We start from the raw sequence: 12013 nt of genomic DNA, 5'->3' as shown, positions 1-12013 counted from the left end.
CCCCTCACCCCAGCCCTCTCCCGGAGGGAGAGGGAGCCTGTCCGAGCGTTGGATCAAGCACGTGCTCAACCGCAACTCCGAACGAGTCCCCTCTCCCCCTGGGAGAGGGCTGGGGTGAGGGGCGGAGTCAATTCAAACCACCCACCTCCCCACACCCTCAAACCAGACTGGTCAACGCCTCACGACTGAACGGCAGGATGTCCCCCTGACGCCCCTCGCGCACCTTCTGCGCCCAGTCCGGATCGACCAGCAGCGCGCGACCGACCGCCACTAGGTCGAACTCCTGGCGATTCAGGCGCTCCAGCAGACCGTCGATGCCGGCCGGCTGCGCCACTTCCTCGGTGTTGGTGAAGAACTGCATGAACTCGCTGCCGGACAGGCCGACGCTGCCGACGGTGATGGTCGGCTTGCCGGTCAGCTTGCGGGTCCAGCCGGCCAGGTTGAGATCGGAACCTTCGAACTCCGGCTCCCAGAAGCGGCGGGTCGAGCAGTGGAAGATATCCACGCCGGCCTCGACCAGCGGCGCCAGGAATTCGCCCAGCTCCTCCGGGGTCTGCACCAGGCGGGCGGTGTAGTCCTGCTGCTTCCACTGCGAGAAACGGAAGATGATCGGGTAGTCGGGGCCGACCGCGGCGCGCACCGCGCGGATCAGTTCGATGGCGAAGCGCGAGCGGTTGGCCAGGCTGCCGCCATAGCCATCGGTACGCTTGTTGCTGCCTTCCCAGAAGAACTGGTCGATCAGGTAGCCGTGGGCGCCGTGGATCTCGACGCCGTCCATGCCGATGGCCTTGGCGTCGCGGGCGGCCTGGGCGAAGGCGGCGATCGTTTCGTCGATGTCCTGCTGGGTCATCTCGTGGACCAGCTCGACGCCGTCCTTGACCTTGCCGGTCGGGCCGTAGCCGGGAACGCTGGCGTCCGGCTCGACACCCAGGCGACGCACCGCGCCGACGTGCCAGAGTTGCGGGACGATCTTGCCGCCTTCGGCATGCACCGCGTCGACCACCTGTTTCCAGCCGGCCAGGGCGTCGTCGCCGTAGAAGCGCGGCACGTGCGGGTAGCCGTTGGAAGCCTTGTGGCCAACCGTGGTGCCTTCGGTGACGATCAGGCCGACACCGGCGGCGGCGCGGCGACGGTAGTACTCGACCACCTTGGCGTTGGGCACGCCGCCCGGCGAGAAGCTGCGGGTCATCGGCGCCATCACCACGCGGGTCGGCAGCTCCAGGTCGCCGAGGCGGAAGGGCTCGAACAGGGCTTGTACGGTCATGCGGGTCTCCTGAATGCCGGCCGGACGACGACCGGTCGGGGTTTCGAATAATCAGGCCTGCAGCAGGCGCTCCAGGCGTTCCACGAAGTCGTGCATGGGCGCGGTGCTGCCGACCTTGAGACGGGTCAGCACACCCTGCCAGGCGTTGGCGATGAAGCTGGCGAGGTTGGCGCAGTCTTCCCCGGCGGGCAGCTCCCCAGCGGCCTGGGCTTCTTCCAGGCAACGCTGGAGGATGTTCACCGAGCTCTGCAGGACCTCCTCCACCCGTTCGCCGATGGCCGGCAGCAGCTCGGCCATCTCGAAGCTCAGGCTGCCGATGAAGCAGTGGTACTCGAGCTTCTCCTGGCTCTCGAAATGCGCCAGCAGCTCGCGGTAGTAACCGAGGATGCGCGCCCGCGGGCTCAGCCGCGTATCGCCCAGGGCCTGCGCATAACGCGCCAGGCGCGGCGTGTAGACGTGTTCCAGGGCCTGCAGGGCGAAGTCCTCCTTGCTGGCGAAGTAGTGATAGAAGGAGCCCTTGGGAATGCCGGCGGCCTGGACGATCTCCTGAACGCCGGTACCGTGATAACCACGACGGGTCATCACCTCGGCGCCCTTGGCGAGGATCAGGTCACGCTTGTCGAGTCGAGTGCTGGTGTTCATGCCGGGCAGGATATGACCGGTCGTCTCGTCCTGGACAGCATCATTGATCTTGGTGATTGGGGGATATCGGGAGCAGGGTAGCCCGGATGTAATCCGGGGACGGGGTGGTGGCTTGGACGGTTGACGTCTATGGACAGTCCGCCCCTCACCCTAACCCTCTCCCAGGGGGAGAGGGGACTTGCTAGGTGTTGCCGGTTTGGCACGTGCTCAACCTGAAGCACGGACAGGCTCCCTCTCCCTCCCGGAGAGGGCTGGGGTGAGGGGCGGAGCTCAACCATTCCTCAAACCTGTCACACCCACACAATCCCCCCCCTCACAACCAACTCACATGCCGCTCCAGCGGAAACCGCAGCCTCGGGTTGTAAACGCCCCGCTCCCCCTGCCGCCCGACAGCGAGAATCATGACCGGAATAGCGCGACGCGGAATGTCCAGCACCTTGCGCAGGCGCACTTCGTCGAAGCCCTCCATCGGGCAGGTGGCGTAGCCGTGGCTCTGGAACGCCAGCATCAGGTTCCCCGCCGCCAGCGCGGTGGATTTCACCGCCCAGATGCGCATCTCGGCCAGGCTGTTGGGTCGGCGCATCAGCGCCTTGCGCAGGCCGACCACCCGCACCAGCAGGCGCTTGAACAGCCCGAGCAGGCCCAGCGGCCCCTGGTTGTACTGGAACTGCGCCGTGCCGGAGTAGAAGGCGCGTACCGGTGCCGGCACCTGCTCTTCCGGCCAGTATTCGAGGATGTTGTCGCAGGCTTCGCGCCAGGTATCCGGGCGCGCCAGCACGGCGATCAGCAGTGGCACCCTGGCGGCGTTCTGGCCCAGGCATACCGGGTGCAGGCGTGCGAGCAGCGCCGGGTCGCGGATCACCTGGAAGCTCCACGGCTGCAGGTTGCAGGAACTGGGCGCGAGCACGGCCATTTCCAGGCAATCGCGGATCACCGCGTCGGGCACCGGCTCGGCGGTGAAGCGGCGCACCGCGCGGCGGCTTTCGATCAGCGCGCGCAGGGCCGTGGGCGATGCCTGGGCGACGGGCTCGTCGGTGGGGAAGCTGGTCATCGGCGGACTCCTCGGGCAAGGCATCCATATAAGCCGACGAGAGGAACAGCCAACAAGCGAAGGGAAGGAAAGGCGGGACAGATTGGCGCAAATGGCCTGCTCCCGACCGCTGCCGGCCGGGAGCACGCGATTCAGGCCAGGGCTTTCTCGATCGCCTGGATCAGCGCCGCATCGTCCGGCGCGGTGCGTGGCGAGAAGCGCGCCAGCACGCGGCCGTCCTTGCCGACCAGGAATTTCTCGAAGTTCCAGGTGATGTCGCCGGGAAACTCCGCGCCCTCGCCGGCCAGCAGGCGATACAACGGATGGCGGCCCGGCCCGTTGACCTCCAGCTTGCTGGAGAGCGGGAAGGTAACTCCGTAGTTGAGGCTGCAGAACTCGCGGATTTCCTCTTCCGTGCCCGGCTCCTGGCCGGCGAACTGGTTGCACGGCAGCCCGAGCACGCTGAAACCACGGTCACGGTACTGCTGGTAGAGGTTTTCCAGGCCGGCGTACTGTGGCGTCAAACCACATTTCGACGCGACATTCACCACCAGCACCACCTGCCCCTTGAACGGCGCCAGCGACAGGTCCTGACCGTCCAGCGCGTGTAGATTGATGTCGTGAAAGGCACTCATGTCGATCTCCCCATGGCGGACAAAAAAGGCGCCCGAGGGCGCCTTTCCGGTCGTTTGAGCTTAGCAGTTCGACGGGAGACTGCTCGGCCTGGCCGACTTCCGGATGCCCGCTCTCGCGGGGACGCCGGAAGCCCAGGCGCATCGTTTCAGCTCATCGCCCCCGTGGATACGAGGGCCCCTAGGCTCTCCGGGAGAGCCGGGGACTCAGTGGTGATGACCACCTTCGCCATGGATGTGGCCATGGGCGATTTCTTCGTCGCTGGCATCGCGCACGTTCACCACCTTGACCTTGAAGTTCAGGCGCTGGCCGGCCAGCGGGTGGTTGCCGTCGACGGTGATGTCCTCGCCGTCGATGTCGCGGATGGTGACGATCTGCATGCCGCCGTTCGGAGCCGAAGCATGGAACTGCATGCCCACTTCCAGCACGTCGACGCCTTCGAACAGGCTGCGGTTCAGGGTGCTGACCAGCTCGGCGCTGTATTCGCCGTAAGCCTCTTCCGGATCGATGCTGACATCCACCTCGTCGCCGGCCTGCTTGCCGGTCAGCGCCTTCTCCAGGCCGACGATGATGTTGCCAGCGCCGTGCAGGTACACCAGCGGCGCGCCACCAGCGGAACTGTCGATCACCTCGCCGGCGTCGTTGGTGAGGGTATAGTCGATGGACACGGCCTTGTTGGCGGCGATCTGCATGGGGGTGGACCTTTGCGAAAGAATGTTGAACGAGCAAGTCTAACCAAGCCCCCGGGTGAAAGCGACCCGCGCGCGGACGGACGGCCCGGCGCCCATATCGTCGGCTTCCGCCGGGACGAGGACGGCCATTGGGTGGCCGTATTGTCCTGCGGACATACCCAACACCTGCGCCATCTGCCACCCTGGCAGTCGCGGCCCTGGGTGGAGGACGCCGAGCAGCGCGCCGCGCGGATCGGCGAGGCCTTCGCCTGCGGCTGGTGCGCCCAAGAGACACACAAGGAAGACTGAACATGCCGGCACGCAACATCCTGGTCATCAACTGCGGCAGCTCGTCGATCAAGTTCGCCCTGGTCGGCGAAGCGCAGGCGCAGTTCCCCCTGAGCGGCATCGCCGAACGCCTCGGCCAGCCCGAGGCGGTGCTGCGCTGGCGGCGCGGCGACGAGAAAGACTGCCTGGCGATCCCCCACGCCGGACACAGCGCCGCCCTCGCCCACCTGCTGCCACTGGTGCGGGAAGCCAGTGGCGGCCTGCTGCACGGGATCGGCCACCGCGTGGTGCATGGCGGCGAACACTTCACCGCCGCCCAGCGCATCGACGCCGAGGTACTCGAGGCGATCCGCGCCGTCGCGCCGCTCGCCCCGCTGCACAACCCGGCCAACCTGCTCGGCATCGAGGCGGCGATCGAGGTCTACCCGGACCTGCCGCAGGTCGCGGTATTCGACACCGCCTTCCACCAGACCCTGCCCGAACACGCCTACCGCTACGCCCTGCCGGAAGTGCTGTACCGCGATCACGGCCTGCGCCGCTACGGCTTCCACGGCACCAGCCACCACTACGTCGGCCAGCGCGCGGCGGAACTGGCCGGGCTGCCGTTCGAGGCCAGCAACTGGCTGTCGGCGCACCTCGGCAACGGCTGCTCGACCTGCGCCATCGTCGACGGCCGGAGCCGCGACACCAGCATGGGCCTGACCCCGCTGGAGGGCCTGGTGATGGGCACCCGCAGCGGCGACGTCGACCCCAACCTGCACAGCCACCTGGCGCGCACCCTGGGCTGGGACCTGGCGCGCATCGAACGCCTGCTCAACCACGAGAGCGGCCTGCTCGGCCTGTCCGGGTTATCCAACGACATGCGCAGCCTGGAGCAGGCGCGCGCCGATGGCCACGCCGGCGCAACCCTGGCCATCGAGGTGTTCTGCTACCGCCTGGCCAAGTCCCTGGCGGCGATGAGCTGCGCGCTGCCGCATCTCGACGGGCTGATCTTCACCGGCGGAATCGGCGAGAATTCGCCCCTGATCCGCAGCAAGACCGTGGCCCACCTGCGACTGCTCGGCCTGGCCCTGGACGAAACCGCCAACGAACGCTGCGTGCGCGGCACCGGTGGAGAGATCCAGGCGACCGGCCATCCACGCGTGCTGGTGGTGCCGACCGACGAGGAACGGCAGATCGCCCTGGAGACCCTAGACCTGCTCGACGACTGAACCTCCGCCCCCGTAGGGTGGGCTTCAGCCCACCAATCGCGTCTGAAACAGGCGGGCTGAAGCGGAGCGCCGCCCGGTCCACCCTACGGCGATCACCGAACCCTTGTAGCGTTTTTGAGTCACCGGGACCCGCTCCCACCGAATGGAGATTGCATGCAAACCTTCTTCCTCGCCCCCACCGGTTTCGGCGTCGGCCTCACCTCCATCAGCCTCGGCCTGGTCGGTGCCCTGGAGCGCGCCGGCCTCAAGGTCGGCTTCTTCAAGCCGATCGCCCAGCCGCATGCCGGCGACCTCGGCCCGGAGCGCTCCAGCGAACTGATCGCCCGTACCCACGGGCTGGAATCGCCGAGGCCGCTGGCCCTGTCCGAAGTGGAGCGGATGCTCGGCGACGGCCAGCTCGACGAACTGCTCGAACAGATCATCAACCTCTACCAGCAGGCCGCGCAGGACAAGGACGTGGTGATCGTCGAAGGCATGGTGCCGACCCGCCACGCCAGCTACGCGGCGCGGGTCAACTTCCACCTGGCCAAGAGCCTGGACGCCGAGGTGATCCTGGTGTCCGCGCCGGAAGACGAGCCGCTCAACGAACTGGCCGACCGCATCGAGATCCAGGCCCAGTTGTTCGGCGGCCCGCAGGACCCGAAGGTGCTCGGCGTGATCATCAACAAGGTACGCGACGCCAGCGGCGTCGAAGCCTTCGCCGAGCGCCTGCGCGAACTGTCGCCGCTGCTGCGTACCGACGCCTTCCGGCTACTCGGCTGCATGCCCTGGCAGGCCGAGCTGAACGCGCCGCGCACCAAGGACGTGGCCGACCTGCTCGGCGCACGGGTGCTCAACGCCGGCGACTACGAGCAGCGGCGCATGCTGCAGATCGTGCTCTGCGCCCGCGCGGTGGCCAACACCGTGCAGTTGCTCAAGCCCGGCGTGCTGGTGGTCACCCCCGGCGACCGCGACGACATCATCCTCGCCGCCAGCCTGGCGGCGATGAACGGCGTACCGCTGGCCGGCCTGCTGCTGTGCAGCGACTTCCCGCCGGACACGCGGATCATGGAGCTGTGCCGTGGTGCCTTGCAGGGGGGCCTGCCGGTGCTGACGGTGAGCACCGGCTCTTACGACACGGCGACCAACCTCAACCGCCTGAACAAGGAAATCCCGGTGGACGACCGCGAGCGCGCCGAACGGGTCGCCGACTTCGTCGCCGGGCACCTCGACTACGAATGGCTGCGCGCCCGTTGCGGCGAGCCGCGCGAAGTGCGCCTGTCGCCGCCGGCGTTCCGCTACCAGTTGGTCAGGCGCGCCCAGGCGGCGAACAAGCGCATCGTCCTGCCGGAAGGCAGCGAACCGCGCACCGTGCAGGCGGCGGCGATCTGTCAGGCGCGCGGTATCGCCCGCTGCGTGCTGCTGGCCAAGCCCGAGGACGTGCAGGCGGTGGCCAAGGCCCACGGCATCGACCTGCCGGCCGGGCTGGAAATCCTCGATCCCGACCTGATCCGCGAGCGCTACGTGGCGCCGATGGTCGAGCTGCGCAAGAGCAAGGGCCTCAACGCGCCGATGGCCGTCGCGCAACTGGAAGACACGGTGATGCTCGGCACCATGATGCTGGCCCTGGACGAGGTGGACGGCCTGGTTTCCGGCGCCATCCACACCACCGCCAACACCATCCGCCCGGCGCTGCAACTGATCAAGACCGCGCCCGGCTACAAGCTGGTGTCCTCGGTGTTCTTCATGCTCCTGCCGGACCAGGTGGTGGTCTACGGCGACTGCGCGGTGAACCCCGACCCGAATGCCGAGGAACTGGCCGAGATCGCCTTGCAGAGCGCCGAATCGGCGCAGGCCTTCGGCATCGAGCCGCGCGTGGCGATGCTCAGCTACTCCACCGGCGACTCCGGCAGCGGCGCGGACGTCGAGAAAGTCCGCGAAGCCACCCGCCTGGCCCGCACCGCGCGCCCGGACCTGCCGCTCGACGGCCCGCTGCAATACGACGCCGCGGCGATCGCCAGCGTCGGCCGCCAGAAGGCGCCGGACAGCCCGGTGGCCGGCCGCGCCACGGTCTTCGTGTTCCCCGACCTGAACACCGGCAACACCACCTACAAGGCGGTGCAGCGCAGCGCCAACTGCGTCAGCGTCGGCCCCATGCTGCAAGGCCTGCGCAAGCCGGTGAACGACCTGTCGCGCGGCGCGCTGGTGGACGACATCGTCTACACCATCGCCCTCACCGCAATCCAGGCGGCGACGAAGGACTGACCGGCCGTGTGGCCGGCGTCTTCTGGACTCCCGCGTGCGCGGGAGTGACAGGGTTGGAGGTGTGCCTGGTTCGTCCCCGTCATCCCCGCGAACGCGGGGACCCAATGAACAAAGCAGGAGCAACGGCCCCCGGCTCCATGGTCCCCCCTACGGCATGACCGGCCAGTCCGACAGCACGCTTGCAGTTCAGTGCACAAGCGTTAACTATTGCCGCGAAAAAATTCACTGGCCAGGAATCCAGGCCGCGACACCGACCCATTCAGAGGCCTGAGTCCCTCATGCTGAGTTTCCTGCCTGCCCCTCTGCGCGGCATCCTGGCCATGCTCCTGCTGTTCGCCAACACCCTGTTCTGGTGCTGGTTCCTGTTCCTCGTCGCGCTGGTCAAGCTGTGCGTGCCGGTCAAGTCGATGCGCAAGGCCTGCAACCTGCTCTCGAACTGGATCGCCGAAGCCTGGATCGCCTGCAACAGCGGCTGGATGTGGCTGGTGCAGAAGACCGACTGGAACCTCAATGGCCGCGAACAGCTCAAGTACGACGGCTGGTACCTGGTCACCAGCAACCACCAGAGCTGGGTGGACATCCTGGTGCTGCAGCACACGCTGAACCGGCGCATGCCGTTCTTCAAATTCTTCCTCAAGCAGGAGCTGATCTGGGTCCCGGTGATCGGCCTGTGCTGGTGGGCGCTGGACTTCCCGTTCATGAAGCGCTACTCCAAGGCCTACCTGGAGCGCCACCCGGAAAAACGCGGCGAAGACACCCGCACCACCCGCCGCGCCTGCGAGAAGTTCCGCGACGTGCCGGTGGCGATCTTCAACTTCCTGGAAGGCACCCGCTTCACCCCGGCCAAGCACGACGAGCAGGGCTCGCCGTTCCGCTACCTGCTCAAGCCCAAGGCCGGCGGCATCGCCTTCGTCCTCGACGCCATGGGCAACCAGCTCAAGTCGCTGGTCAACATCACCATCCACTATCCGGACGGCAACCCGAGCTTCTGGGACTTCCTCTGCGGCAAGGTGCGCCAGGTGGTGGTGCGCTACCACCGCCTGGATATCCCGACCCAGTTCCTCGGCCGCGACTACAACAACGACGAGGCCTATCGCCTGGAATTCCAGCAATGGGTCAACCAGTTGTGGGAAGCCAAGGACCAGGAGCTGGAGCGGCTGCACCGGGAATTCCCGCCGGCGCAGGGTTGAACCTGTAATCCGGGAATCGGCGTCATCCCGGATTGCATCCGGGCTACCAGATAAGGTTCGGTGAGACCCGACGCTTCGCCCCTCTCCCTAGCCCTCTCCCATGAATGGGAGAGGGAACTGGCCGTGCTAACGGTCCGGTTCCGCGCTGTACTGCTCCCCTCTCCCGTTTACGGGAGAGGGGCTGGGGGAGAGGGAGCGGAGTCACGAAACACATTCGCCCATCCCCACCACCGCCCCTCTGCCCTCTCCCAGTGGGAGAGGGGTCTGTCCGAGCTGCCGGCGTATCTCTAGTGATTACCGCCCCACCCTGGAAACGGAAAACCCGCCGCCTCCGGCATCGCACGGCCATAACGGCACACACTTTCTGCCCATTCTCCCCTCGGGAGAGGGCTGGGGTGAGGGAGCGGACTCTCGACCCAGCACAACCTCTCCGCCAGCACAGACTCCACCGCCCCTCACCCTGCCCCCTGCTTGTCCGCACCATCAGCATCTGCATGCCCCTCCCCCAAAAACAAAAAAGCCCGCCAGATCGGCGGGCTTTCTCACGGAAGGAGAACCTTTTACTGCAACGGACGCAGGTTGATCTCCACGCGGCGGTTCTGTGCGCGCCCCGCCTCGTTGGCGTTGCTGGCGATCGGCTGGTTGGGGCCGGCGCCGTAGGAGGAAATCCGCGCCGGGGCCACGCCATTGGCGGCCAGGTAGGACGCCACGCTCTGCGCACGACGCTGCGACAGGCTCTGGTTCAGTTGCAGCGAACCGGTGCTGTCGGTGTGGCCGACGATGTCGACGCCGTTCTTGTCGAACTCCTTGAACACCAGCACCAGCGAGTTGAGAGTCGGGTAGAAGCTGCTGGAGATGTCCGCCGAGTTGCTGGCGAAGGTGATGTTGCCCGGCATGATCAGGGTCAGGTCATTGCCGTTGCGCTGCACCTGCACGCCAGTGCCCTGCAGGGTCTGGCGCAGCTTGGCTTCCTGGGTGTCGACGTAATAGCCGTAGCCGCCACCGGCCGCGCCGCCCACCGCTGCGCCGATCAACGCCCCCTTGGCGCGGTCCTTCTTGCTCGAGGTCGCAGCGCCGATGGCTGCTCCGGTCACCGCACCGATACCGCCGTAGATGCCAGCCTTGCCGGCCTGTTGTTCGCCGGTATAGGGGTTGGTGGTGCAGCCCGCCAGCAGTGCGACGCCGGCAGCCAGGGCGGTCAGGTTACGCCACTTCTTCATAGGTACTTCCTTTCGCTGTGTTCTGTTGTCGGGGACTCGGCCCGGCACTTCGAACTCCGCGCCTCGGCGAAGTTCCGCGCAAGGGTACCAGCCCGAGCATGAACGAGCTGCGACAAAATACCGGAGTGGCCGGGCCGCCCTGCAAAAGGCTGCCCGGCCAGGGAAGGAAGGGACCTGGGACCTGCGGTTACGGCCGGATCACTGCACCCCGGGCAGCGGCCGCAGGGTGACTTCGACGCGGCGATTCTGCGCCCGGCCATCGGGCGTGGCATTGCTGGCGACCGGCTGGTCAGGCCCCATGCCACGGGTGCTGACCCGCGCCGGCTCGACGCCCTGGGCGGTCAGGTAGCTGGCCACGCTCTGCGCGCGGCGCTGTGACAGGCTCATGTTGTAGGCATGGCTGCCAGTGCTGTCGGTGTGGCCGACGATTTCGATGCTGTTCTGGTTGTACTGCCTGAACGAGCTCGCCAGGTTGTTCAGCGGATTGTAGAAACTGCTGGCGATCTCAGCCGAGTCGGTGGCGAAGGTGATGTTGCCCGGCATGATCAACTGGATGGTGTCGCCCTCCCGCTGCACCTCCACGCCAGTGCCCTGCATGCTGCGGCGCAGTTCGGCCTCCTGCTTGTCCGCGTAGTAGCCGTAGCCGGCACCCGCCGCACCGCCCACGGCGGCGCCGATCAGCGCACCCTTGCCTCGGTCGTCGTGGTTGATCAGGGCGCCGGCCGCCGCTCCGGCGAGTGCGCCCAGGCCGCCGTAGGTGGCGGTCTTGTTGCTGCTCGGCGGCTGGTTGTCGTAGGGGTTCTGCGAAGCGCAACCACTCAACAGGAGGGCGCAGCAGCCCAGGGTCAATAGCGGCGAACGAAGCATGGCGATCACTCCGAGAAAAGCCGGGTCTTTCAGTCTAGCCGGCCTTGATCCCGCGATCAGGCCCGGACGAAGGGATTCTCGCGCATCTCGTCGCCCAGCCGGGTGTCCGGGCCATGGCCGGTAATCACCGTGGCGTCTTCGTCGAGGCTGTACAGGCGCTGCTTGATGGAGCGCTCGATGGCGCCGTAGTCGCCGCCCCACAGGTCGGTCCGGCCGATGCCGCGACGGAACAGGGTGTCGCCGGCGATCAGCAGCTTGGCCCCGGGGAACCAGAAGCTCATCGAGCCCGGCGTGTGCCCCGGTGTATGCAGCGCCACGCCGCAGCCGCAGGCCAGCTCCTCGTCGTCCTTGAGCCACTGGTCCGGCGACGGCACCGGCGTGTAGGGCACGCCGAACATGCGGCACTGCATCTCCAGGTTGTCCCAGAGGAACTGGTCGCCCTGGTGCAGGTGCAGGGTGGCGCCGGTCTTCTCCTTCATCTGCCCGGAGGCGAGGAAATGATCGAGGTGCGCGTGGGTGTGGATGATGCTCACCACCTTCAACCCGTGCGCCTCCAGGCGCGCCATGATCAGCTCCGGATTGCCGCCTGGGTCGACCACGATGGCCTTCCTGCTCACCGGGTCGCCGATGATGGTGCAGTTGCACTGCAAGGGGCCGACGGGGAAGGTTTCGCGGATCAGGGCGGATTCTGCGGCGGTCATGGGTATTCCTGCTGGAGTGGTGCCGGCGGCACGTTCGGATCGACGCTAAGGG

Annotated in this window: 12 protein-coding genes; 4 read left to right on the top strand and 8 right to left on the bottom strand. The window is 67.1% G+C overall.

Going from position 1 to position 12013, the window contains the following annotated elements; all coding sequences use genetic code 11:
* Positions 1–157: 157 nt before the first annotated feature.
* From PSEWESI4_RS14890 to PSEWESI4_RS14870, 5 genes are all read right to left on the bottom strand, one after another.
* Positions 158–1264 carry an NADH:flavin oxidoreductase gene (locus tag PSEWESI4_RS14890; RefSeq protein ID WP_187671996.1) on the bottom strand — a complete coding sequence of 369 codons (1107 nt, stop codon included), beginning with the start codon at positions 1262–1264 and terminating at the stop codon, positions 158–160.
* Between the two features lie 51 nt (positions 1265–1315).
* Entirely contained in the window at positions 1316–1906 is a 591-nt protein-coding gene (locus PSEWESI4_RS14885) for a TetR/AcrR family transcriptional regulator (protein WP_187671995.1), read from the bottom strand.
* 313 nt (positions 1907–2219) lie between these two features.
* Complete coding sequence (locus PSEWESI4_RS14880; protein ID WP_187671994.1) at positions 2220–2957, bottom strand: nitroreductase family protein; 738 nt, start codon at positions 2955–2957, stop codon at positions 2220–2222.
* Between the two features lie 131 nt (positions 2958–3088).
* Positions 3089–3571 carry a glutathione peroxidase gene (locus PSEWESI4_RS14875; RefSeq protein ID WP_187671993.1) on the bottom strand — a complete coding sequence of 161 codons (483 nt, stop codon included), beginning with the start codon at positions 3569–3571 and terminating at the stop codon, positions 3089–3091.
* 204 nt (positions 3572–3775) lie between these two features.
* Entirely contained in the window at positions 3776–4261 is a 486-nt protein-coding gene (locus PSEWESI4_RS14870; RefSeq protein ID WP_187671992.1) for an FKBP-type peptidyl-prolyl cis-trans isomerase, read from the bottom strand.
* A gap of 12 nt (positions 4262–4273) precedes the next feature.
* Here PSEWESI4_RS14870 and PSEWESI4_RS25330 point away from each other — a divergent pair, with 12 nt between their 5' ends.
* The 4 genes from PSEWESI4_RS25330 (at position 4274) to PSEWESI4_RS14850 (ending at position 9173) form a co-directional block, all read left to right on the top strand.
* A complete protein-coding gene (locus PSEWESI4_RS25330) occupies positions 4274–4549 on the top strand; it encodes a DUF3565 domain-containing protein (RefSeq protein WP_187671991.1) in 276 nt (91 codons plus the stop codon).
* Positions 4550–4551: 2 nt separating this feature from the next.
* Positions 4552–5739, top strand: a complete 1188-nt coding sequence (locus tag PSEWESI4_RS14860; protein ID WP_187671990.1) for an acetate kinase — start codon at positions 4552–4554, stop codon at positions 5737–5739.
* 153 nt (positions 5740–5892) lie between these two features.
* Positions 5893–7983, top strand: coding sequence for a phosphate acetyltransferase (pta, locus tag PSEWESI4_RS14855; protein WP_187671989.1), 2091 nt, complete (start codon positions 5893–5895; stop codon positions 7981–7983).
* 278 nt (positions 7984–8261) lie between these two features.
* The gene (locus PSEWESI4_RS14850; RefSeq protein WP_187671988.1) at positions 8262–9173 is read left to right on the top strand and encodes an acyltransferase; all 912 of its coding nucleotides are present in this window, start codon (positions 8262–8264) and stop codon (positions 9171–9173) included.
* 560 nt (positions 9174–9733) lie between these two features.
* Here PSEWESI4_RS14850 and PSEWESI4_RS14845 read toward each other — a convergent pair.
* The 3 genes from PSEWESI4_RS14845 to PSEWESI4_RS14835 all read right to left on the bottom strand — a co-directional run bounded on the left by PSEWESI4_RS14845 (position 9734) and on the right by PSEWESI4_RS14835 (position 11961).
* On the bottom strand, positions 9734–10393 hold the full coding sequence (locus PSEWESI4_RS14845) for an OmpA family protein (protein ID WP_187671987.1): 660 nt from the start codon (positions 10391–10393) through the stop codon (positions 9734–9736).
* A gap of 198 nt (positions 10394–10591) precedes the next feature.
* On the bottom strand, positions 10592–11260 hold the full coding sequence (locus tag PSEWESI4_RS14840; protein ID WP_187671986.1) for an OmpA family protein: 669 nt from the start codon (positions 11258–11260) through the stop codon (positions 10592–10594).
* Positions 11261–11316: 56 nt separating this feature from the next.
* Complete coding sequence (locus PSEWESI4_RS14835; RefSeq protein ID WP_187671985.1) at positions 11317–11961, bottom strand: MBL fold metallo-hydrolase; 645 nt, start codon at positions 11959–11961, stop codon at positions 11317–11319.
* Positions 11962–12013 lie beyond the last annotated feature (52 nt).

Origin of the sequence: Zestomonas carbonaria (genome assembly GCF_904061905.1) — a bacterium.
In the GTDB taxonomy this organism is placed as follows: Bacteria; Pseudomonadota; Gammaproteobacteria; order Pseudomonadales; family Pseudomonadaceae; genus Aquipseudomonas; species Aquipseudomonas carbonaria.
This window is presented reverse-complemented; position numbering and strand designations above follow the sequence as displayed.

Bases quoted from the DNA above. Each gene is read 5' to 3' on its own strand.
- PSEWESI4_RS14890 (WP_187671996.1), bottom strand. From the start codon at position 1,264: ATGACCGTACAAGCCCTGTTCGAGCCCTTCCGCCTCGGCGACCTGGAG.
- PSEWESI4_RS14885 (WP_187671995.1), bottom strand. From the start codon at position 1,906: ATGAACACCAGCACTCGACTCGACAAGCGTGACCTGATCCTCGCCAAG.
- PSEWESI4_RS14880 (WP_187671994.1), bottom strand. From the start codon at position 2,957: ATGACCAGCTTCCCCACCGACGAGCCCGTCGCCCAGGCATCGCCCACG.
- PSEWESI4_RS14875 (WP_187671993.1), bottom strand. From the start codon at position 3,571: ATGAGTGCCTTTCACGACATCAATCTACACGCGCTGGACGGTCAGGAC.
- PSEWESI4_RS14870 (WP_187671992.1), bottom strand. From the start codon at position 4,261: ATGCAGATCGCCGCCAACAAGGCCGTGTCCATCGACTATACCCTCACC.
- PSEWESI4_RS14860 (WP_187671990.1), top strand. From the start codon at position 4,552: ATGCCGGCACGCAACATCCTGGTCATCAACTGCGGCAGCTCGTCGATC.
- pta (WP_187671989.1), top strand. From the start codon at position 5,893: ATGCAAACCTTCTTCCTCGCCCCCACCGGTTTCGGCGTCGGCCTCACC.
- PSEWESI4_RS14850 (WP_187671988.1), top strand. From the start codon at position 8,262: ATGCTGAGTTTCCTGCCTGCCCCTCTGCGCGGCATCCTGGCCATGCTC.
- PSEWESI4_RS14845 (WP_187671987.1), bottom strand. From the start codon at position 10,393: ATGAAGAAGTGGCGTAACCTGACCGCCCTGGCTGCCGGCGTCGCACTG.
- PSEWESI4_RS14840 (WP_187671986.1), bottom strand. From the start codon at position 11,260: ATGCTTCGTTCGCCGCTATTGACCCTGGGCTGCTGCGCCCTCCTGTTG.
- PSEWESI4_RS14835 (WP_187671985.1), bottom strand. From the start codon at position 11,961: ATGACCGCCGCAGAATCCGCCCTGATCCGCGAAACCTTCCCCGTCGGC.